This window comes from Pantoea sp. VS1 (assembly GCF_002207995.1).
GTDB lineage: Bacteria > Pseudomonadota > Gammaproteobacteria > Enterobacterales > Enterobacteriaceae > Pantoea > Pantoea dispersa.
Map to the genome: position 1 here is coordinate 18,471 of NZ_NHZE01000026.1, position 21,744 is coordinate 40,214.

Below are 21,744 nucleotides of genomic sequence, written 5' to 3' on the forward strand. Positions count from 1 at the left end.
GCATAACGGACTGCGCGGTACGATGCTTTTTCCTGCGGGCCCGCGCACTGATGTCCGGTCACCCGTCAGCTGCCGGCTCGGGCCAGATCGCGACACGGTAACTGTACTCAAGCCCTTGTCTCAGGAGTCCGCTCACTTTCCTGTCAGGCATAACGAATGAGCGGGTCACAGGCTGGCTGGTCAACGGGAATGTTTTGTACATCATTCCGTAACACCCCGCATTGAGATCGGTCTTTTATGCACAATCAGTGCATCCGGATGTGATTTTAACATTCGTGAGCCTTTACCTGCTTTATGCGGTATTTATTGCCGTATGCATTAAAGCGTCCTGCAGGATGTTATTGTGTTTAACGATGATTTTATTTCACTATTCACTGTGTGTAGCATGAAGCTTTTGCTTTCCCTCTCAGGGATCCGTTTTCTGTAGGAACCGGATCTTTCCCGGCCTAGCGGTGCTTTTTTATCCACACTACAACATGTAGTGGCTAACCCAGCTGATAATGGCACAAGATAAGGGATGCGTCAGGAAAGCACGCGTGACAAAACGGCGCTGGCTGCCCCGGAACGGGCTGCTACGCTTCCGGAAAAATGACAAATGAAGAAGAAAGCGGATCTAGCAGAGAGGGTAATGCGGTAATTTAGTGTGGTGGCTGTTTGCAGGCTTACTGTTTCATCGGTAACTGTGAGTGACATTGGCCGTCCGTTTTTAAAACGAGGAGTCCGTGATGTTCGAGTCTTTTTTTAACCGCAGCGACTTCCGCTGCGCCTTTGAAAAAATCAGCGCCGCCGTGGCCGATCCCTCCGCCGAAAACGTGCACGCCGCCACCCATCTCGGGCTGAACGTCCTGAGCGCCAAGTTCAGCACGTTCCGCCATGAGCTCGACGAGGCTGGCGCGATCGGGGAGTGGCATGACGATCTGGACACCTACGAACATTGCCTGGGCGTGCTGGAGCGCTACCTGACCGGGAATCCGGACGGGCTCACCGGCCGCGACGCCCGTATTTACTGCCGGTACCTGCGCTGCGAGTACGTAGAGTTTACCGAGCTGGCCGGCGACCTGGCGGAGCGGCCCGCAGGTAATGAAGGACGTCAGGCCGGATGAGCGCAGGCATTTCAGTGTGGACGGCGGTGATCGGCGCGGCCGCGGGTGTTGCCGGCGCGCCGGGAAGCCAGTGGCTGTCGCACCACTTTAAGACTTCACGTGAAAGGCGTGCCTCAGAAGACAAGCTGACCCGGGTGCGGTATTTAATCGCTACCAGGCTGGTCTTTCTGCTTGAGCGGTTTGCCCAGCAGTGTGTGCACTCGGCCTGTGAGCGCGGTTACAGCAATCACAAAAACGGACAGATAAGGGTTGAACATTATCTGCCCGATTTAAACTACAGCGCCATCGCCGGTGACTGGCGCTCCCTCCCGACCTGATGTACCGGAGGCCCTGCGCTCGATTGCGGCGGCGTTTGATAACGACAGCCCCTATGAGGGTGACGAAGGGGTATCTGAACTTAACCGCCAGTCGTGCCGGCTGGGCCTCAGGGCCATCCGCCTGTCGCGCGAACTTAGGCGCACCTGCGCAATGCCGGACGACGAACTTTCGGCCCATCACTGGTCAGCGTGGCGTTCACACTCTGCCTAACGCGCCCCAATTACTGACGCCGATCTGCGCTACGGCCGCAGCCGCTATAAAGCCTGGGACGCGATGAAACTACTGAATTCAGCTGGCCCAGACACAGAGGAAAGTGCGTCATCATGACCGGTCTCGTTTCATTCGGCCACGCCGCGCCGCCTGCGCATCTGCCGGTGGCCATTGACTATCCTGCTGCGCTGGCCCTGCGCCAGATGGCCGCGCTGATCGACGACCTGCCGAAGTATCTGCTGGCGCCAGAGGTCAGCGCCCTGCTCCACTTCATGCCCGACCTGCGCCGCAAGATGTTGTTCACCACGCTGTGGAACATCGGCGCGCGCATCAGCGAGGCGCTGGCGCTGACACGGGGGGACTTTCTGCTTCGCCAGCAGTCCCCGTTCGTGCAGCTGGCCACGCTCAAGCAGCGCGAGGATAAGGCGGAGCACCGGGCCGGACGCCGCGCCGCCGGCGTCGTCCCCCACCGCCTGGTGCCGCTCTCCTACGCGCAGTACGTGACGCAGCTGGAGATGATGATCGCCACCCTGCGCATTCCGCTGGAGCGTAAGAGCGAGAAGACCGGGCGGGCGGAAAAGGTGCGCCTGTGGGAGGTAACCGACCGCACGGCGCGCACCTGGCTGAACGAGGCGGTGGAAGCGGCGTCAGAGGGGGTAACGTTCTCGATACCGGTGACCCTGCACACCTTCCGGCACAGCTACGCCATGCACATGCTGTACGCCGGCACGCCGCTCAAGGCGCTGCAGAGCCTGCTCGGGCACAAGAGCGCGAAGTCGACGGAAATTTATACGCGGGTGTTCGCGCTGGACGTGGCGGCCCGGCACCGGGTGCAGTTCCAGATGCCGGGTAATGAGGCTGTGGCGATGCTAAGGAAAGGGTGACAGCGGGTGTGATACATGAATTTGTGTTTTGTTTATCGATGCCTGCTTCTTCAAAACAATATTTCAGCCTAAACTCATATGTGTTTTTACTCAAATGAGTTTTTAATGTTATATTACTTGTTATTTTTCAATTAAATAGTGTGATTTATGAGTTTATACTCATTTGTGGTTTTGAGTTTATGTGTAAAAATCTTTATTCCTATGGTTTAAACCTCTATACTCATTTACTCACATCTTCATTTGAGTTTTAACATAGGGGTTATCTAACATGAAGGCTATCTCTTTTCTGAACCCTAAAGGTGGTTCTGGTAAGACGACTGCTGTTATCAATGTCAGCACAGCTATGACCAGAAGTGGCTACAATATTGCTGTAGTTGATACAGACCCCCAGATGAGTTTGACAAACTGGAGTAAGTCTGACAAAGCAGCATTCGATGTATATACAGCTGCCTCAGAAAAAGATGTCTACGGAATCCGCAAAGATCTTGCTGAGTATGATTACGTTATCGTTGACGGTGCTGGTTCGCTTTCCGTAATCACCTCCGCTGCCGTGATGGTCAGCGATCTTGTCATAATTCCTGTTACCCCAAGTCCTTTAGATTTCTCTGCTGCTGGCAGTGTTGTTACGGTGCTTGAAGCACAAGCATACAGCCGAAAAGTTGAAGCCCGTTTCCTGATCACTCGAAAAATTGAGCAGGCAACCATGCTCAATGTTCTTAAAGAAAGCATCAAGGATACCGGTGTTAAATGTTTTCGCACTGCAATAACTCAGCGACAAGTTTATATAAAATCAATTCTTGATGGTGACAGTGTATTCGAATCCAATGATGGCGCAGCTAAGGGTGAAATAGAAATCCTTACAAAAGAGATAGTTAACAGTGTTGAGTGATTAAGTTTTTACACATATGAGTATAGGTGCTCATACACTCAATTACTCATTTGGTTAGAGAGTTTAAACTCAAATACTCAAATACTCAGTGGAATTTTCCTTGGAGAGTCACATGGCGCTTGAAAAGGCTCATAGCAGCAGTAATAAGAAAATGACTTTTGGTGAAAACAGAGATCTTAAAAATGTTGTCACCTCTCCAGTTATGACTGGAAAAGTTAAGCGTGTAAACGTCAATTTTGATGAGGAAAAGCACATAAGATTTAAGGTTGCATGTGCCAGAAAAGGTACTTCTATAACAGACGTTATCACCCTCCTAGTTGATGACTGGCTTAAAGAAAACGAATAAAAAAGATCCCCTGATTAATCTGCTGGCTATAAAAATGCAAGCCATTTGAGAAGATGTTGGGGGCACTAAATCTGAAGGTCATAATGAACAGACTGATTAATCTAATTTTGGGATTTATGGGTCTTAGAAAGCTCGATGGCAAAGACAGCAAAAGTGCTGCTGAATGGGGCTTCCTGCTTAGTGTGGTATTTATTGTGCCGCTCTTCTTCCTGCCGCACGCCAGCGATCTGGTGAAAATCGGCCTGCAGCTACTGTGGGGGACCTGTGTGTCGCGCGCGGCTTTCATGGCCAATGCTAACTGGAAGAAAAACAACTCACGCTGAAGAACACAGCAAAACACAGACGCGTTGATGAAAATGCAGGAACTCACCGTGCAGGCGTGTTGACGTGCGTAAAGCTGTCAGCGTTTCGCATTCAGCTGACATGTTCATCGTGAGGTCGCGCTCGCGATACCCGAACACTGAAGACTGACTTTACCAGACTGCAGCGGTGACAGGCTCCACGCGGGCAGTAGCCCTGCGGCAATCAATCCGACCGGCCTTTGTATGTCGGGCTGGTACCGGTTGAGTTTCTGAGAGGGCAGGGTGAAAGGCGCACATTGGCGCATCGGTAGCCACATACGCCCGGCTACTGAACCCGCGCCACGGGAATGTCACTCCAGCGCGTGGTCCACGCAGGGAACAACATCTCTCGCTTCATTTTCCATTCCGTATTAACACCCTGGCCCGCGAACCACAGGTTACCGAGCCCGGACTGGTTGATGCCGTCCAGTACCTTCATCAGCTGAGCGCTGTTGGGCCGCGGGCCGTCTTCATCGAACAGGTTTAGCTGGCTAACGCCGTTTGGTGTGAAGTCATCAAGCATGTTGCCGGCCTTCATGTAGCGACGTCCCTCCAGCCAGATACGGTCAAGACTGCGCATGGCCACCTCAATAACGTCACGCGTGTCTTGAGTGGGGACTTTAAGATTTTCACCGGCGCTGTTGCCGTAAAACACCTCGCCGGGTGCGTGCGGCGACGTGCGGATAAAGATGCCCACGCGGCGGCAGAACTGCCGCTCACCGCGCAGCTTTTCTGCCGCGCGCGCTGCGTACTGACAGAGCGCCTGCTGTATGGCCACTTTTGACGTGATGCGCTCGCCAAACGACCGCGAGCACACTATCTGCTGCTTGGCCGGCGCAAACTCTTCCAGCGGAATACAGGACTCGCCGTTCAGCTCGCGGACGGTACGCTCCAGCACCACGCTGAAGTTTTTCCGGATGAGGGCAGGGTGGGTGCGTGACAGCTGCAGGGCGTTTTCAATGCCCATGATGTTAAGCTTTTTCGCGATGCGTCTTCCCACGCCCCAGATTTCCTCGACCGGCTGGTTCTGCAGGAGCGTCGCGGTACGCTTAGGGTTGCCTGGCGTCAGGGCCAGCACGCCCTTAAACTGCTTCCATTCTTTGCTGGCCCACTACGCGCTTTTGGCCAGCGTTTTGGTCGGACCCATGCCGACGCCCACGGTCAGACCGGTCGTGGCCAGCACGTGCGCGCGCAGGCGCCGGCCGAAATGTTCAAAGTCTTCACAGCCATCAATGCCGGTTATGTCGAGGAACATCTCGTCAATCGAATACTGCTCGACCTTAGGCGTCAGCTCCTCGAGGGCCGTCATGACTCTCTGCGACATCGAGTAAGTTACGTGGAATGCAACATTGAGTGAGTAAGCTTTGAGCAGCGATATTGTTGTTAGAGGAGAACACGATGCTGATTCCACCGGATGAACATGCTCTGTTACTGGCAGAGCGCTGGCTGGAGCTGTTATCAAATCTGGGTCGTGCGCAGGCCACGCTCACCGCCTACCGCAATGCCCTCCATCATTTCTTTGCATTCTGCAGCCAGAACGGAATTAAACCTGATAAGGCCCGGTTTGAAGACCTGGCCGCGTACATCAATCCTCAGCTGCCCGGTATGCCGTTTCCTGTGGCCAGCGCCACGCTCCATTTGCGCCTGTCTGCGATCCGTCTCTGGTATGACTTTCTGATGTACCAGGATCTCTGTCTGATAAATCCGCTGCCCCGCTCCGGCACGCCCGGCATGCTGAATGCCGGCCGGGGACTGCTTCCCCGCGTCATAAAGCTGCCGCGCATTCCTGACGACGCGCATTGGCAGTCTTTTCTTTTTCATGCCGCCGCTTCCCCGCTCCGTGACCGCCTGATGCTGGCATTAACCTACTATGGCGCGCTGCGGCGATCTGAAATTACCTCATTAAGTATCGAAGACCTCGACTTTGCGCACCGACTTATCCGTATCCGGGCAGAAACCACCAAGAGCCGACGTGAGCGTATCGTGTGTTACAGCCCGGCCATTGTGCCCGTGCTGGCGGCCCATCTTATGCAGATGAAGCGGACCGGAATCGTCAGAGGGGCACTGTTCCGTTCCGCGTCCGACCGGAATCAGGGCGCGCCGCTTTCATTCTGGAGCTGGAGCAAAACGGTCAGGAAATGGGCGCTGGATTCCGGGATGCCGGATATATCAACCCATACCTTCCGCCACCTGCGCCTCACGCATCTGGCGCGCGCAGGCTGGAAGCTGTACGAGCTGGCTACCTATGCGGGACACCGCGACCCGGCCACTACGCAGATTTATATCCACCTGTCAGGCTGCGATCTTGCTGCTAGGATGGCGGGCGCGATTGAAACGGCAGATCTCAGAATGGCGAAGCTTATTTTCAGCGCGGAGAGATAGCATGAGCACTCAAAGACCGATTGAATGCAACTGGCGTCCGTTCGACATGACTGAATACCGGCCTGAAACGTCACTGAGTTCCGCTGAACAGGTGGCGCTGGCCAGCTCTCACAGCCGGTCCGCTATGTTACGCATGGATCCCTTACCAGACCTTATCAGGCCGCTGACGGATATTACCGCAGCAAGCGGATGCGGCAGAACAATCACCAGACTTGTAATAGCCAGATTGCTGCGCGAAATGCATGTAACCGGCCTGCCCTGCTGGTGCTGGCCGCAGGAACGGTGGCAGACACTCTGCCGGGAAGTCCGTGAGGGCCGTCCGTTAATGGCCGCGTTTGCCTGGCATCTTGCTGATTTGCATGATCCGCTCAGCCTGCCCGATATCCGAAAACCGGCACTTTATGCCTCTGCCATCTTTGGCCAGGCTTTTTATCACCAGGAACTGCAACGGCTGACCGATACGCTGACGTCGCTTGGATATGCCCCGGCCAGCCAGAAAAATCATGTCTCAGGCATACTGGCCACGCTGATGATCGTGAACAGGGATTCCCGGCTTGAGTCATTTACGCCGGAGCTGCTCTGGCAGGTCCAGTCCGGCATGGACGCGGGGACTTCCCGGTATGTCGGTCGGGTTTCACACGCACTCGCCGCGCTGGGTATTTTCAGCGCACCGATGAGGATGAGAAACTACACGCAATGGTATGAAAAGCCTGTCGAAGGCATCGACCCGGCCTGGGTACACTGGTGCCGCCGCTGGCGCGAAACGTCGGTTCTCAGGCCGCGCACCCGTGAAAACCAGTACAGCTTTATTCTGCGCTGCGGCCTCTGGCTGGCAAAGGGTCATCCGCAGGTGCGGGAACCGGCAGACTGGACAATGGAAACCTGCGCCAGCTTTATTGCGGCGGTAGGCCGGATGAACGTGGATGAGCTTCAGCTTGGCACGGAGAGGGGTACCAAAAAATCGGCCCGCTCCGGCGAGCCCATGATGCCGCATTCACGGGCGCATTTTATCTATTCACTGCGTCGTTTTATGATTGATTATGAAAACTGGGGCTGGGGCCGGCTTCGCTTCAGCCCTTCCCGTCATCTTTCCACGCCCGACACCCCCCTGTTCCGCCGTGGGGTCAATCCACGGGTGATCGACGATCCGGTCTGGCTGAAGCTCATCTGGGCAAGCCTCAATCTGCGTCAGGAAGACCTGCTCACTGAAATACATTATCCGCTGGCTATGCTGCAGGCGATGGCCGTTATCTGGACACATGCAGGGCTGCGGAAAAACGAGTTGCTCCGTCTGACGACAGGATGCATCACGCCGCAGGCGGATGACATCGTGAAGGAGGACGGCAGCATTATCCCGGCCGGAACGCTGTGCTACCTGCATATCCCTGCCGGGAAAACTTCAAAAGCCTTTGTTAAGCCGGTAGCTGCCGTGGTGAAAAAATACGTCGATCTCTGGCTGGATGAGCGCCCTGCAGAACAGGCAATGCTGGCCGACGATCGGACGGGTGAGAAAGTCCGGTTTCTGTTTCAGTACCGCGGTAAACCTGCCGGCAGCACTATTCTCAATAACACGGTAATACCCATGCTGTGCGCACGAGCAGGCGTACCCTCAGAAGACAGTGGTGGCACCATAACCAGCCACCGGGGCCGGGCCTCCGCAGTAACCGCGCTGGCAAGCGTACCGCAGGGCATGTCGCTGTACGAACTGATGCAGTGGACCGGGCACTCAACGCCCCAGTCCACCATGCATTATCTCCGCATCCGCCCGACTCAGCTGGCCGCCTCGTTTGTAAAAGCAGACAGGATTGCTCACATGATAAGCGTGCTCATTGACCACGATCCGGAAGCTGCCAGCCTGACAGGTCCCGCGACGTACTATGATTTGGGCGATTCGTACTGTACAAATCCCTTCTGGAGCAGCTGTCAGCACCGGATGGCCTGCATCGGCTGCGATTTCAACCTGCTGAAGGACAGCGCACGCGGGCTGATACTGGAAAGCAAAGCCTCTGTCAGACGTTACCTTGAGGAAGTTCCGCTCACCCCCGATGAGAGAGCCATCGTGGAACTGGACGCAGAGAAAATAGAGCAGGCTCTTGAGAGGTTACCCCTTAAACCTGAAGGGTGAAAAGGACCGCTATGTGCCAAGACAGAGTGAAAACCTCGACCTGAAACTAAAGTGCGCGCATCTACGCAAAATCTGAAATTGCCCTAGCGGACCGGTAGCTGAACCAAATTTTACGTATGAGCGCAGTTTTCAGCCCTGCTTTTGGCAGTTTAAGCGACCAAAACAGTTTTCACAAAGCCCGTGCCATTTGAGGACGCCATGAACGATAAAGTGCATTAACAATCAGTTTTGCGCTCAAACTACGGAAATCATCAGTTAGTACGCACTGATTTTCTTTTAGGTAAAACTCACCAGCAAGGTAACTCGTTACCGCAATAAAAGTTATAGCAGCTCCCGGTAATGTATTGCCGGGCGGTAATTCATTGAAAAAGATCCAGACCCATAGCGGCCCCAGCACAATGTCAGTTTGTGCAATCAGACTGGCCTCAGCAGGGTCAACGTACCGGCTTCCTGCCATGAAAAGCAGATAGCTCATACTCTGAGTGGCCAGTGCAAAAGCGAACAACCATAACATTTCATGTAAACCGGGCAATGGTAAGCCTGTCGGCATCATTGCAAAACAGAAGATACCACAGAGGGCGCATGCCAGAGCTGTGACAGCCGGCAGGTTCATACCCGGCCACTTCCCCGACATCACTATGCTGGCAGCAAACCCCACTGTCATTAAAAGAGCCAGCGCGTTACCTGCCGAATCACCTTGTCCTGTGGCAGAGGCGGCCATAACAATAACTCCCACAAGGCTGACGGCCGCAGAGATAAGTGCGCGGATTGTTATTTTCTTCTTCTGTATAAACCAACCCAGCCCCATGGCAAAAAAAGGAATGGTGGCATAAATAGTCATCACACCTGCGACGCTGGTAAGTTTAAGTGCCGCTACGTAGCAGAACATGGAAAATGCCATGACAACAGCTGTTATCAGGCCTTTTAAACCCACATTCCTCCCGAATGAAAAGCGATGTAAATGCCCGCCCAACGCGAGCAGAAAAGTCTGTGAAAGAAAAGCAAACAGTGAGCGCCATGCGACCATAGCCCATGTGTTCATGTCGAGCATTCTCACGAAGAATCCCGCTGAGCTCCAAAGGATGGCCGAAAGGCACAACATAATCAGCCCCAGGGTGTGTCTGTTGAAGGTTTTAAAAGGTGGCATCTTCTGTTCCTGCATATTATAGTCTCAGTAAAAAGTAGAACGGTCTAATTATCATGACTAAAAATGATACACGCAAACGTCTTTTAAACGCAGGTATGCGGGTTTTCATGAGGGAGGGTTATGAAGGCGGGGGGATAACAACAATTCTGAGCGAGGCAGGAATGCCTAAAGGTTCTTTTTATAATCTCTTTTCAAGTAAAGAAGAATTTGCCTGCGCCACGCTTGACGCTTACATCGGGACCTTTGAACGACTCCGGACTGATACGCTGCTGGACAGAGCCCTGACTCCCCGCCTGCGTCTGATGAACTGGCTCAACGGGCACAGGCAATACATTGAGCACGAATCTGATGCAGCAGGCTGTCTGGCGGGTATTTTCGGGCAGACTGTCTCAGTAAACAGTGAAAAAATCCGGCAAAAGCTGCTGGCATTTTTTAGCTGCTGGGAGGGCGATTTGATAAACGTGTTTAATGACGCTCAGCATGCTCAGACCCTTTCGCCAGTGCTGTCACCGGAAAGCGCGGCAAAGCTGCTCATTCATACTTATGAAGGCGTCATGATAGGTATACGCACAGAAGGGAACACCTCTTCTTATGATTTTCTGATGCAGACGTTACCAGAAATTCTTTTTACAGACTCCGCCTCCGGTTCTGAATTCACAATATGCTGAGAGGATAATTCAGCCTGAAGTAACGAAGCCCGCTTTCCGCTCAGGCTGTTTGAAAACCGGGACCTTAAACTGAAGTGCGCGCATCTGCGCAAAGTCTTAAATTGCCAGACTGGTCAGCTGAACCGGATTTTACGTATGAGCACCTTTCAGTTCGGCTTCCGGCAGTTTAAGCGACCAGAGCAGTTTTCTCACAGCCTGCGATCACAGCAGCCATTCAAATCCGGAATCATCCTGTAGTTTTCCATTCCACATAAACACGGTTTACGGTAGCAGGCATTTTTCCTGTAACGATCAGAGCCCTGCGTGCGCGCCTGATGTTCAGCTCAGGACTGAACGTCATCAGGGCTGTTCTGATGCCATCCTGAAAAAGTTCTGCAGGGCCATAAGCACCCTGCCGGTCATGGCTATTTCGGATACCATCACGGCGTCATGCTGCTTTAACCATGTCAGAAAGCCGGGGTCATCCATGAAGGGGGTGAACAAAGCAAAAGCCATTTTCAGGTGCGTCAGGTTATTGGCCCAGACGTCCAGCGACCGGTATTCGCCTTCACTCAGCTGGACCAGCAGCCCATCCGTCTGCGCCTTAATGTCTGTAACACGCCGGTACTTTTCATGCATCATTATCTTAACCTTCCGGTAAGCGCTTCCTTGTGCACGGCACGGGTATCACCCGGGCCCAGCGTTGCGTGGCCGCCAGAGAGATGAAGGCCATAAACGTCTTTCATGTGCGGCAGTTGTGTGTCCGGGGCGGGCTATACCCTGAAAGCTTCCACCATTCCGCGCAGCGCGTGCGCCTGCGATGAGAGTGACTGCGAGGCAGACGAGGACTCCTCAACCAGCGCGGCATTGTTCTGCGTCACCCCGTCCATCTGACTGACGGCAACGCTGACCTGAGATATGCCCTGCATCTGCTCTGATGAGGCCAGTGATATATTGTCCATGGCCTCTGCAAGTTCGCCTACCATGCCGGTAATTTTCAGGATGCTTTGCCCCGTGCCGGCTGCCACCCCCACACCGTTTTCCACCTGCTCCACGGCCAGCTCAATCAGCTGTTTGATATCGCGGGCGGCCGTGGCGCTGCGCTGCGCCAGCGTCCTGACCTCACCGGCCACCACGGCAAAGCCCCGCCCCTCCTCGCCGGCACGCGCCGCCTCAACGGCCGCGTTGAGAGCAAGAATATTGGTCTGAAAGGCAATGCTTTCAATCACGGCGGTGATATCCCTGACTTTTATGGCGCTCAGGGAAATGCCGCTCATGGTGTCCGACATGCGCTGAACGTCCGCTTCACCCGCACGGGCAAGTGACGCAGTTTCGCGGGCTGAATCCGCGGTCTGCTGTGCACCTGCCGCGTTGCTTTTCACCGTGGCCGTGAGCTGCTCCATGCTGGCCGCCGTTTCCTGCAGGGCTGCAGCCTGCTGCTCAGTACGGGAGGACAGCTCCGCGTTGCCCTGCGCAATTTCGTCCGCCGCAAGCGCCACAGACGCGGCAGAATCCTTAATCTGCGACACCAGCCCGCGCAGATTCGCCTGCATGCCGTCAAGCGACGCCATCAGGCTGGACGCGTCATTACGGCGCAGCGTGACCGGTGTGGTCAGGTCGCCCGCCGCAATGGCCGAAGCCAGCGCCTGTGCCTGTGCGGGCTCGCCGCCAAGCTGACGCATCAGCACGCGGATGGTCAGCAAACACGTGCCCGTGGCCAGAATAACCGACAGCGCTGCCAGCACCGTCAGAATACCCGCGGTCCGGGACGTCGCGGCACTGTTTTCGGCAACGGTGTCGCGGCTGAGCTGCATCTCGACGCCGGTCAGCGCGTTCAGGGCATCCAGCAGGGCCTGCTGAGCGGGACGCGCAGTGTTCATCAGGAACGCCGTGGCGGCCTGCTGCCGGTTATCCATACCGAGCTTTCCGGCCTCCGTCAGCGTGGACAGCGCGGCGTTTTCAGACGCCAGCACGCGCGCCAGCGCGGCTCTGCCCTGCTCGGAAACGTGAGCGGACATGCTTTTTTCGAGCTGCTCACGCTGCCGGACGTAGTTTTCGCGCTGTGAAATCAGTCGCTGCCATTCGGGCTGCATCTGCGCCGGGTCGCTCAGCAGTGCGAGATTACGTACGGCAATGGCCATGTCGCGCAGGCCTCCGCGCATGTTCAGTACCAGCGTATAGCGTTTCATTTTGTTATTTACGGTATCGTTCATTCCGTCGCGCGCCTGCCAGAGGGCGTGGATTGAAATGCCGGTGCACAGTATAAAAAGCAGGATAAGCAGGCCAAAGCCTGAGGCAAGCCGGACAGATATTTTCATATGTTTTCTCACTTTGCGGTAAGGGAACTCACTGCACTACGGGAGTTATCGGCACGCGCAGGAAAACGTACAGTCGCCTGCATCACCCATGGCAGTCATTCAGCGCCCCGGAAAACCCGTACAGGCGTCACTGCCGTGATACAAAGGACCGCGAATCCCACAGCGGCGGTTCTACCGGCAGCAGAAAGGGCTGAATGCAATGACCGCCGGGAGCCATTTTTTGTGAGCAATTACAGACAGTTTTATTCACGCAGACCTGACAGCTTTCAGGCGTTATGCCGCATTCTGCCTGTGATATCCGTTCCCGTACGGGCAGGCGTGGCCGCCACGTCGCGCTGCGTTAATTTTTTTTGCTGTGTTCCGTCAGCGATTCCAGAAACTTTCGCTGTTTATCATTCAGGTCCAGCGACTTAATCTTTTTTCTGACGTCTTCGCTGTTTTTATCTGAAGGCAACGCGGGCCGGACTTTACCCGCCTCAGCGCCGTACACAAGGGTACCGAAAAACAGTCCCCATACCAGCGTGCAAAACAACAACATCATTATCCAGGTGGCCCTGCGATTTAATTTCATCATACTTCCGGATTCGTGAGGGGTCATCTGCGACAGATGCGGGTGAGGCGGGCTCATAGCGTAAGCGATGACAGTGAATTTTCTGGCGGCGCGAAGGTATACAGCCCGTGAAAAGGATATGCTTCAGCGCTGTTTTGATAAGGATTCAATGTACTTACAGTTTATTAAGAAAACCTTAACGCCGGCCCGGCCGCAAAAAACAGGCCGGAAATGCAGCGCCTGCCCTGAAATGTAAATGCAGGTCCGTTTCTACCGCTCTTTTCTTTTTATGTGCGGGCCGGGCCTGCCGTAGAGAAAGCCCTGGAGCAGGTTGCAGCCGTTGTGCTTCAGCCACCCGGCCTGCTCTGACGTTTCCACCCCCTCAGCCGTTACCTCAAGCCCCAGCTGGTGACACAGTGAGAGAACAGAGCCGACGATGGCGGCCGCGCGGGCGTCCGAATTCAAATCGCTGATAAAAGAGCGGTCGATTTTTATCCGGCTGAACAGATTCTGACGCAGGTGCCCGAGGGACGAAAAGCCGGTGCCGAAATCATCAAGGACCACGTGAATGCCCAGATCCCTGAACGCGCGGAGAACCCGGATGCTGTCCCCGTTATTTTCAATCAGCGCAGACTCCGTGACTTCAAGCTCAAGCCTCCCGGACGCGAGCCCGCTCTGCTGCAGAGCACTTTTTACCATGCTGAACAGATGCGGATCCCGGAACTGCAGGGGAGAAAGGTTGACCGCCACGCGCTCCTTATCAGGCCAGCCCGCCGCTTCCCGGCAGGCACGCATTAACGCAAACGCGCCGATGTCATAAATCAGCCCTGCGCGCTCGGCCAGCGGAATGAAGATTTCCGGCGAAACGGCACCACGCACCGGATGATACCAGCGCAGTAACGCCTCGTAAGAAACAACCGACTCCGTCACGCCATCAACCACCGGCTGGTAAAACAGCTGAAGCTCACCGTTTGCCAGCGCACCGCGAAGGTCATTCTCTAGGCTGAAGCGCCCGGTCGTGGTCAGGGCCAGGTCGTCAGAGTAATGGGCCCAGCCGCTGCGCCCCGCCGCCTTGGCCGCATACAGCGCGATGTCTGCGGCACTTAACAGACCCTCACCGTCTTCCGCTCCCCCCGGAAAAAGACAGATACCCGCGCTGCAGCCTGAAAGGATCTGGCGTCCGTTAAGGGAAAAGGGTTCACGCATCGCGCTCACCAGGCGCCCGGCGATCTCTCCGGCCGCATCCCCGCTGCTTATGCCCGGCAGGATGGCCACAAATTCGTCTCCCCCCGTGCGCGCGAGGATGTCCTCATTCCGCAGCGTCCCGTACAGGCGGGCCGTTACCCCGGCGAGAAGCGCATCGCCGGCCTGATGGCCCAGGACGTCATTCACCATTTTGAACCGATCGATATCAGACACCATTACCGCAAAAGGCACCCTGCACTGGATAAGCTTTTCAAGCTCGGGCATCAGTCCGCGCCGGTTAAGCAGGCCGGTCAGCGGATCGTGGAGGGCCTCGTGGGCTGATTTCAGCGCCGCCCGATGCTCCGCTGTAACGTCAAGCGCCGTGAACAGCACGGTTTCGCGCGCGTCGTTGCCCGCAGCGAGCTTTTCAGCAGCAATCCGCAGCGCCAGGACAGACTCTGACTGGCCGGATAAAAGCACGTCGCTGAATCCTTCACCGCTCAGGAGAGAAAGCCCGCGCCGGAATACGGCGTAAAGCTCAGGGTGGACACCGGAAGGCAGCGGCCCGGTCACGCTGCCCCTGAGAACGGTTTCTTTCAGCCAGGGCAACCGTATGGCAGTCGGGTTAACGCGGAGAATGCGTCCCGTCAGCGCGTCGCACAGGATGAGCGCACACGGCGCGTGGCTGAAAATGTCGTCCAGCATCCGACCCGCCTCGGAAAGCTCAGCGTCACGCCGCACGATAAGCTGCTGCGTGATGCGCAGCGCCATCTTTTCCTGATGGTAACCTGAGACGTCCCGCACTGTTTTTATAAAAGCGGGCTGTTCTGTGCCGGCCGGACTGAGATATTCAATCTCCACCGCCGCCCGGAACAGGCTTCCGTCCTTCCTCAGGCGCATGCCTTCTCCCCGGTACCACCCGTGCTCGCGGGCCGCGGCAAGATTGGCGGCCGGCACGCCAGCAGCCTGCTCGTCCTCATCGTAAAAAACCGAGAAGTGAAGCCCGGTGATGTCCCGGCCGTCCCAGCCCTTGATCTCACGGGCTCCGCGATTCCAGCTCATTACGTCTCCCTCAGACGAGAGAAGGTACACTGCGTAGAGAGACAGTTGCGCCACAGCGCTGCCCATGAGTTCGTTTTTCGTGTATTTCATACAACCACCCGTGTTTTTACTCCGGCCGTGACGGATACCGTCCGGTCAGCAGAACAGATATCGGCATTTCTGCTCCGTACTTCAGGCATCAGTTGTAACCGGTACCCGGCTGATCAGTTTCCGTACCGGATGGCCTGTACCGGCTACGGCCTGAAGCTCCCGTAATAAAGCATCAGGGAGCTGATTCAGGAAGGTGACGCTCCGGTTAAACATTAGTTCGAAGGGGTTCAGCTGACACCCGATGAAAAGTTACTGCAGAAGATGAGCCTGAGAAGTGCAGTCATTTTTTATCAGGCTCAGTAAAAATAAGCATTGGTGTATTGTTTCCCGAACATGAACCCGGGCGGGTTTAACTTTTTCTACTCTTTTCAGCCAGGAGGCAAAGCATTGCCGCAACGATAGCCTCAGGAGCATCTTCCTGAAGCAGATGCCCCGCCTCAGGGATGAGAGTAAACGACTGAGCATCAAGCAGTTTAGCTAGTTTCATACCCTGTTCGGGAGGGATCCACTCATCACATTCTCCCCACAGAATATTCACCGGGCACTCCATCGGTCCATAGAGTCGCTGAGCTTCCGCTGTATAACGTTCATCCATCCGGGCTATCTGACGGTAGAAAGCCGACTGCCCTTCCTGATCCAGCCAGGGGGCCATGTACACTTCAAATGCCTCATCGCGCAGCCTGTGAAAAGCAGTCCCCTGCAGATAGGCTCTTAACAGCGCACGATGTACGTAATCAGGCAGACCGGTAAAAGCGGCCTGATGTTGTTTAACGTGGGTGACAAAAGGCGATCCCCATGGCGTGATCGCAACAGCATCAAAAAGGGTCAGCGAAGAATAACGCATACCATTGAGAAAATATGCCCGCAGTGCGGTAGCGCCTCCGAAGTCGTGGCAGAGGATATCCGGCCTGTTCAGACCCCACTCGCCCAGTAACTGACAGAAAATTTCATTCTGAACGCCCAGGGAGATATCTTCATTATCATGTTTTGAAGACTGCCCCTAGCCCGGCATGTCGTAGTACCAGACACGCCAGTGTTCAGCCAGCAGCGGCACAATTTTCCGCCACACCTGACAGGAGAACGGCGTCCCGTGAATTACGACCAGGTCAGGGCCGTCTCCCATTCTGTCCCAGCGGACCTCTGTTTTTCCCGAGTAAAAGATGTTTCTCAGTAGTAACATAATCAGACACATCCTTAGTTAGCAAAATGACTATATGAGAATAGCGACACCTGACCGGGAAATACAGCTTAAAGCACTGGGTAATGCACAAAGAATGGCCGTACTGAATCTGCTTAAAAATCCAGCCGTAACCTTTTCTGCGCAGTGGTCTGCAGATCCGGCAGAGTTCGGAGTATGTATGTCACTGATTGCTGAAAACCTCGGACTGTCCCAGCCTACCGTCAGTCGCCATCTGGATATCCTTCACAGAGCATCATTCATTTCAGTACAAAAAAAACACAAATGGTCTTACTGCCTGAGAAATGAAGAAGGGATTAGGGAATTTCTGAACTGGCTCGGAAAGACACTCTGAAAAGAGTGTCATTTCCATTCCACATAAGTAAGTTAAGTGGAATGCAACATTGAGTGAGTAAACTTTTATCAGCAGAACTGCTGCCTGATGTGAATGTATTGTTGAAACCACCGGATGAACATGTTGTGCTTCTCCAGGGTGCATTTTCAGACTCGCGGCCCTCAGGCTGATGAAGGTATTGCAGGCAGAAAAGGCACCGCTGCGATTTCACTCAGGCAGTCATCGTATCCACCGAATTCCGGAAAAGGGCGCCGCCCGTTAAGAAGATGTTCAAGCCAGGGGGCCGGACAGCGACGTCTGAGTTGGGTAAACCAGTATGGATGATGCTGACCAGGGGAACTGACGATGAAATCCGGACTGTGGACGTTGATCACGTATTCTGAAGAGTACAGCTGGTGAGGCTGAAGATGGCTTTTGAGATAAACGAAAAACTGCAAAAATGACGACAGGTTCACACCGTATTCAGATGTCGGGGTAAGACGGAACAGGTCGTTAATCTTGCCGCTCGCCATATGGCCGTCGCCTTTACAACGGAAGCAGAGAAGGACGCCATCGTTTTCCAGACCATTCACCCTCATGAGTTCGTAGGTATACTCCCCTGCTGCTGAACCCGGGATAAAAAAATCATCCCACGCGCTTATCTGGCCCAGGTCTGCAACCGGAAAGGGGGTGCCCGTCCCGCAGAGCAGCCAGTCCGCCCGTATGTCAAGGCTTGCCGCCAGCCGGTCGGCCAGTCCGAAGTCCATATCGCTGCGCCCTTCCTGGCAGTCAAGGAGCGGGCCGGCCGTTTTTTCGCCTGCGCAGCGCGCCAGATGGGCAAGCCCGCTGTCTCCGGGCAGAAGCCCATCCTCGGTAAGGCGTTGCCAGATCCAGGTTAACCTGCCGCCGACCTCTTTACGCCAGCGCATGCGGGCCGGGACAACTTCATCGCCATGATCGGGCTGCCCGTTGTAAAGGTGCACCAGCCGCATCCGGATTTCATCTTCCACAGAATGGCCGGTCAGCAGGGCCTGCGCTTCAATCTGACGGTAAACACGCTTCGGAAATTCCGTTACCTGAAGTTTTCGCATTACGTTTCCTTGTTGCTTTTTTCTCAGTCCCGCCTGCAGCGCGCCTCGCCGCAGCTCCGGATTTTACCCGGTAAAGATGATCGTCCAGCCGCTCCACGCGAACGCCAAGTTCACCGTAACAGGTGACCTCCGGATTGCCGGCGTCGCCCGCATATTTCCTTCGTGCATGGTCGTCAGGGATAATACCCCCGTCGCCGGTGAGCGTACAGAGCGTGCGTCCCCCTCCCGTAATAATCTCACGGCGGAGGTGTGCCCTCTGCCAGCGGCTTCCGGCAACGGTCGTTTCCCTCAGCCACAGTTCACGAAAGCGGAAATCGCCTCTGGTCAGACTGGCAATCTCGTCCAGTGTCCGCTCATTCAGAAGTTTCATGGTCTGCCTCTCATGCCATCGTGACTCCGCCAGAACCTCCTGTCGGATGCTGTCAGCCTGCACAGTCTGGGCTGACAGCGTATTCAGGGCGGAGCCTCAGCGCAGTTTTTCCAGCAGCTGCTCTGCGCCCTTGTCCACCCCGGTCTCGGCCGCACTCATTGAGCCAAACGTTGCGCCCACGTTCATGGCGTCAGGATACTGCTCCGCCACGTAGGCCAGCAGCAGCTCACCGGTCGCGGCATCTTTCACCTCCACGGCGTAGTTTACGTACCCGCTCATCAGGCCGCGGCCCCCGCGAACTGACTGTACGATGTTATACGGTCCGCCGGCGAGGTCGAATTTCGTGAAAGTACCCACAACCTGAGGCGTGGTGTCCGCCCCGGTGAGCGTCAGCTTAAGGCGGAGACCCGGGGCGCTACCGGCATGGGTGTTGACGGTAAACTTCTCAGCCAGCACGTCGGCAAACTTCTTCTGCATGTAGTCTGCCAGATTGCGCCTGTCCTCCTGAGACAGCTCGTTAAACTGCGCGTCGCTGCCGCCGTAGATTTCAACGGGGTCGATGGTAATGCTCCGGTATTTACTCCAGTCAACCGGGGCGGCGTAGCGGAAAGGGATGCGGTCGCTGTCGTCAGCCGTGTTGGGGGTCATCCGGGACGTGGCCTCAATGCCGGAATATTTTACCGGGGAGGTGGATGAACACCCTACGGCGGCAACGGCGGCGGTCAGGATCAGCGCGCGGGGCAGTTTTCTGAAAAGCTGGGACATGGATTTTTCTCCGGTTACTTTTTGACATAATGAACTGTACGGTACAGTTAATATGGTATATTATGACTCTGTCAAGAAAATGTTTCAGTTCGTGTCCGTAAATTTCAGCTCAGGAGCGCGACATGCTTTACATGTACCCGGAATTTTCAGCGTCAGGCCTCCCGACCGGCGCCCGTTCTCAGCCGGTGATTACGCGGGCGCTGAGGGAGGACGCGCCCGCGTCCGTGCATCAGGAGCGTGTTGAGCATGCCGTTTTTAACTGGGGCCTGCCGCTCCGCTATTCCTGCCTGCCAGTGCGGCGGAGGCTGACGAGAATGATGCTGACGCTGCAGAGATGCGGTGAAGCCGGGGATAACCGCGAACGGGAGGCCTTTACGCTGGCGGCGGACTATGCCCGGAGCGTCATTGACACGGCAATGCTCCGCGGAGAGTTGCGCTGCCGGCCCTCCGGCGAAATGGCGCACGCCTGGCTGATGCTGACCCGGGAACTGCTGAGCCTCACGGCCGGTGCTCAGCAGGATAAAGCCCTGCTGCGCAGAGAGGTCCGTCGAAGAACAGCTGACTTTCTGAGCCGGTACGGGGCGGAGGCTCGGGTATGAAGGTGCTGCTGCTCAGGGCTCTTCTGGCGCTTGTCTTTATTGCCGGCGGGATTCTGAGCGCGTCTGATGCCGGATTCGCCTGATGAAAGGCTGGCTGGTAGCGGAGTCGCTGAAAGATACGCCGCCTGAGCAGTGGATTGTGTATGGCTTCATGCTGACCGCCCTGACGTACGCCCTGCTGAGGACCGCCGGCAACCTCAGGGAAATTTACCGCCTGCGCCGGCTGGGGACGCGGCGGGCCAGGCACTATGCCGTCAGGGTGTGGGGGGCCTCACCAGGGCCGCTTCAGCTGGTCCTGGCGGCGGAATGCCTTGTCACTGACGCGCTGTGCGCGCTGCTTCTGCTGGCGCTCTGCGACGTCACCCTCTGGTGAGAACCGCTTTACCGGAACCAGTTTGTACGCAAGCGTCTGCCAGAGCGCTAATAACGGGAACTTAAAGGAGAAAATGAGCATGGTACAGAAACTGTCAGAGATTAACGGGAATGTCTCCTGGATGGACTGGAGCATGATAAGCATCCTGATTTCATTTGGCACCCTGGTCATGACCGTCATGATTATGTGGTGGCGCGTCATCAGCAACGTGACCGAAGTCGTCCAAATCCGGCGCCTCAAGGCCCGCCGCGGACGAAAATATGCCGAAGGTGCCTGGGGGGTTCGCCAGAACTCGCTGATGACGCGGCTTATCGCTGAGACCCTGGTGGCTCTTGCCATCAGCGCCCTGATTGTCCTCATGCTGACGGGGGCGTCATTCTGACCGCGCTCAGGCGGCGTGAGCGAAAAGCCCGCCGGAAGGCGGGCTGGAGAGATTCAGATGTGGCTGCCGATGGAAAGACACCCGGAGAGCATCAGCACGGCCATGCCGGTCACGAGACTGTAAACAAGACGCATGTCATCTCCTCAGAATAAAGATACGCAGCCGCTCAGCATCAGCGAACCCACGGCAACAGCGGCAACCATCATAAAACGTTGAAGCATTGACTGACCCCCAATAATTAACTGTACGGTATAGTTTATATATAAATTACCAACAGTCAAGAGGATGTCCTGAATCTCATGGCAGCAGGTCGCCCGGTCAGCGCGGTGACGCGCCGGCCAGGAAAACGTCTACAGCACTTTGCACCATTGAGACAATGTTCCCGCGCGTGTAGACCGGCATGTCGTGCCGGAGAAAAAGTTCGTCCGCCTCGGCCTTTACCAGAGCAGAAAACTGTTTCGCACGCAGGTCAGGGCGTGCCGGGAGGAGGTCTCCGGCTTCAATATGCTGCTCCATCAGCACCGCCAGGGCGTTCATGCTTTCCCGGACGCCGGACTCGTAGAATATATCGCCAATGCCGGAATGCCCCGCCTCGCCGATGACCATGCGGTAGAGCTGAAGCCCCTTCCAGTCCGACGTCATGGCACCCAGCATGCCTTCACCAAATCGCTGCAGCCTGTCAGGCAGGGGGAGATGACCGCTGTCCTGACTGTAGAGATCGTCCGCAGCGCGCGTCAGAAAGTTGGTGCCGTAGGCCCTGACGACGGCGTCAAGAAGGCTTTCCTTGGAGGTGAAGTAGTTATAGAGCGTGGCCTTGGAGCACTCTGCCGTTCTGGCCACGGCGTCCATGGAGGCGCGTTCGTACCCCTGCTCGAGAAAAACGGTCGTTGCAGCATTCAGGATGTCAGTTCGTTTCTGTTCGGTCAGCGTTCGCATGTAATTTCTCCCTGTAAAGAAACTCAATCTTAACAGAACCATCCGGTTCATTAAAGGCGCACTTTTTTAAGTTGCTTAACCCTGCTGAGCGGAGGACCGAATACAGAGGATGAACGTGGA

General features: G+C 55.7%; 24 protein-coding genes and 1 pseudogene. 13 read left to right on the top strand and 12 right to left on the bottom strand.

Annotated features, from left to right (window positions below):
* Positions 1-725 precede the first annotated feature (725 nt).
* The 6 genes from CBW22_RS12160 (at position 726) to CBW22_RS12185 (ending at position 4,073) form a co-directional block, all read left to right on the top strand.
* Positions 726-1,103: a hypothetical protein gene (locus CBW22_RS12160; RefSeq protein ID WP_088516770.1), complete on the top strand. Its 378-nt coding sequence runs from the start codon at positions 726-728 to the stop codon at positions 1,101-1,103.
* Between the two features lie 14 nt (positions 1,104-1,117).
* A complete protein-coding gene (locus tag CBW22_RS12165; RefSeq protein WP_176428110.1) occupies positions 1,118-1,420 on the top strand; it encodes a hypothetical protein in 303 nt (100 codons plus the stop codon).
* 324 nt (positions 1,421-1,744) lie between these two features.
* Complete coding sequence (locus CBW22_RS12170; protein ID WP_088516772.1) at positions 1,745-2,515, top strand: tyrosine-type recombinase/integrase; 771 nt, start codon at positions 1,745-1,747, stop codon at positions 2,513-2,515.
* 268 nt (positions 2,516-2,783) lie between these two features.
* Positions 2,784-3,404 (top strand): ParA family protein, encoded by a 621-nt coding sequence (locus CBW22_RS12175; RefSeq protein ID WP_088516773.1) that lies wholly within the window; start codon positions 2,784-2,786, stop codon positions 3,402-3,404.
* A gap of 112 nt (positions 3,405-3,516) precedes the next feature.
* Complete coding sequence (locus tag CBW22_RS12180) at positions 3,517-3,750, top strand: plasmid partition protein ParG (protein ID WP_088516774.1); 234 nt, start codon at positions 3,517-3,519, stop codon at positions 3,748-3,750.
* Between the two features lie 83 nt (positions 3,751-3,833).
* Entirely contained in the window at positions 3,834-4,073 is a 240-nt protein-coding gene (locus CBW22_RS12185) for a hypothetical protein (protein WP_088516775.1), read from the top strand.
* Positions 4,074-4,377: 304 nt separating this feature from the next.
* Here the strand turns inward: CBW22_RS12185 and umuC are convergent.
* A pseudogene (umuC, locus tag CBW22_RS12190) lies at positions 4,378-5,439 on the bottom strand (translesion error-prone DNA polymerase V subunit UmuC); the annotation flags it as partial.
* Between the two features lie 50 nt (positions 5,440-5,489).
* Between umuC and CBW22_RS12195 the strand changes: the two are divergent.
* Both CBW22_RS12195 and CBW22_RS12200 read left to right on the top strand, forming a co-directional pair.
* Positions 5,490-6,473 carry a tyrosine-type recombinase/integrase gene (locus tag CBW22_RS12195; RefSeq protein ID WP_088516776.1) on the top strand — a complete coding sequence of 328 codons (984 nt, stop codon included), beginning with the start codon at positions 5,490-5,492 and terminating at the stop codon, positions 6,471-6,473.
* 1 nt (position 6,474) lies between these two features.
* Complete coding sequence (locus CBW22_RS12200; protein WP_088516777.1) at positions 6,475-8,598, top strand: tyrosine-type recombinase/integrase; 2,124 nt, start codon at positions 6,475-6,477, stop codon at positions 8,596-8,598.
* Between the two features lie 169 nt (positions 8,599-8,767).
* On the opposite strand, the gene CBW22_RS12205 is transcribed toward CBW22_RS12200, so the two are convergent.
* Entirely contained in the window at positions 8,768-9,745 is a 978-nt protein-coding gene (locus CBW22_RS12205) for a DMT family transporter (RefSeq protein WP_088516778.1), read from the bottom strand.
* 53 nt (positions 9,746-9,798) lie between these two features.
* Here CBW22_RS12205 and CBW22_RS12210 point away from each other — a divergent pair, with 53 nt between their 5' ends.
* Positions 9,799-10,413 (top strand): TetR/AcrR family transcriptional regulator, encoded by a 615-nt coding sequence (locus CBW22_RS12210; RefSeq protein WP_088516779.1) that lies wholly within the window; start codon positions 9,799-9,801, stop codon positions 10,411-10,413.
* A gap of 339 nt (positions 10,414-10,752) precedes the next feature.
* Here CBW22_RS12210 and CBW22_RS12215 read toward each other — a convergent pair whose 3' ends face one another.
* From CBW22_RS12215 to CBW22_RS26655, 6 genes are all read right to left on the bottom strand, one after another.
* Positions 10,753-11,034 carry a hypothetical protein gene (locus tag CBW22_RS12215; protein WP_088516780.1) on the bottom strand — a complete coding sequence of 94 codons (282 nt, stop codon included), beginning with the start codon at positions 11,032-11,034 and terminating at the stop codon, positions 10,753-10,755.
* A gap of 131 nt (positions 11,035-11,165) precedes the next feature.
* Positions 11,166-12,710, bottom strand: a complete 1,545-nt coding sequence (locus CBW22_RS12220) for a methyl-accepting chemotaxis protein (protein WP_088516781.1) — start codon at positions 12,708-12,710, stop codon at positions 11,166-11,168.
* A 340-nt stretch (positions 12,711-13,050) separates the two neighbouring features.
* The gene (locus CBW22_RS12225) at positions 13,051-13,284 is read right to left on the bottom strand and encodes a hypothetical protein (RefSeq protein WP_141097314.1); all 234 of its coding nucleotides are present in this window, start codon (positions 13,282-13,284) and stop codon (positions 13,051-13,053) included.
* 246 nt (positions 13,285-13,530) lie between these two features.
* A complete protein-coding gene (locus tag CBW22_RS12230; RefSeq protein ID WP_088516783.1) occupies positions 13,531-15,597 on the bottom strand; it encodes a putative bifunctional diguanylate cyclase/phosphodiesterase in 2,067 nt (688 codons plus the stop codon).
* 349 nt (positions 15,598-15,946) lie between these two features.
* The gene (locus tag CBW22_RS12235) at positions 15,947-16,567 is read right to left on the bottom strand and encodes an alpha/beta fold hydrolase (RefSeq protein WP_217899522.1); all 621 of its coding nucleotides are present in this window, start codon (positions 16,565-16,567) and stop codon (positions 15,947-15,949) included.
* Positions 16,568-16,597: 30 nt separating this feature from the next.
* Positions 16,598-16,720 (bottom strand): alpha/beta fold hydrolase, encoded by a 123-nt coding sequence (locus tag CBW22_RS26655; RefSeq protein ID WP_254919489.1) that lies wholly within the window; start codon positions 16,718-16,720, stop codon positions 16,598-16,600.
* Between the two features lie 235 nt (positions 16,721-16,955).
* On the opposite strand from CBW22_RS26655, the gene CBW22_RS26950 reads away from it, so the two are divergent.
* A complete protein-coding gene (locus CBW22_RS26950; RefSeq protein ID WP_369597191.1) occupies positions 16,956-17,129 on the top strand; it encodes an ArsR/SmtB family transcription factor in 174 nt (57 codons plus the stop codon).
* Positions 17,130-17,290: 161 nt separating this feature from the next.
* Here CBW22_RS26950 and CBW22_RS12245 read toward each other — a convergent pair whose 3' ends face one another.
* From CBW22_RS12245 to CBW22_RS12255, 3 genes are all read right to left on the bottom strand, one after another.
* The gene (locus tag CBW22_RS12245; RefSeq protein ID WP_141097315.1) at positions 17,291-18,199 is read right to left on the bottom strand and encodes a hypothetical protein; all 909 of its coding nucleotides are present in this window, start codon (positions 18,197-18,199) and stop codon (positions 17,291-17,293) included.
* Positions 18,147-18,569, bottom strand: a complete 423-nt coding sequence (locus tag CBW22_RS12250; protein ID WP_176428111.1) for a hypothetical protein — start codon at positions 18,567-18,569, stop codon at positions 18,147-18,149. Before CBW22_RS12250 ends, CBW22_RS12245 begins: the two co-directional genes overlap by 53 nt.
* 96 nt (positions 18,570-18,665) lie before the next feature.
* The gene (locus CBW22_RS12255) at positions 18,666-19,334 is read right to left on the bottom strand and encodes a DUF3313 domain-containing protein (protein WP_088516786.1); all 669 of its coding nucleotides are present in this window, start codon (positions 19,332-19,334) and stop codon (positions 18,666-18,668) included.
* 122 nt (positions 19,335-19,456) lie between these two features.
* Here CBW22_RS12255 and CBW22_RS12260 point away from each other — a divergent pair, with 122 nt between their 5' ends.
* From CBW22_RS12260 to CBW22_RS12270, 3 genes are all read left to right on the top strand, one after another.
* Complete coding sequence (locus tag CBW22_RS12260; protein WP_254919490.1) at positions 19,457-19,933, top strand: hypothetical protein; 477 nt, start codon at positions 19,457-19,459, stop codon at positions 19,931-19,933.
* Positions 19,934-20,015: 82 nt separating this feature from the next.
* Positions 20,016-20,306, top strand: coding sequence for a hypothetical protein (locus CBW22_RS12265; RefSeq protein ID WP_088516787.1), 291 nt, complete (start codon positions 20,016-20,018; stop codon positions 20,304-20,306).
* Between the two features lie 79 nt (positions 20,307-20,385).
* Entirely contained in the window at positions 20,386-20,688 is a 303-nt protein-coding gene (locus tag CBW22_RS12270; protein ID WP_254919491.1) for a hypothetical protein, read from the top strand.
* A gap of 318 nt (positions 20,689-21,006) precedes the next feature.
* Here the strand turns inward: CBW22_RS12270 and CBW22_RS12275 are convergent, their stop codons facing one another.
* The gene (locus tag CBW22_RS12275; protein ID WP_088516788.1) at positions 21,007-21,624 is read right to left on the bottom strand and encodes a TetR/AcrR family transcriptional regulator; all 618 of its coding nucleotides are present in this window, start codon (positions 21,622-21,624) and stop codon (positions 21,007-21,009) included.
* Between the last annotated feature and the right edge of the window lie 120 nt (positions 21,625-21,744).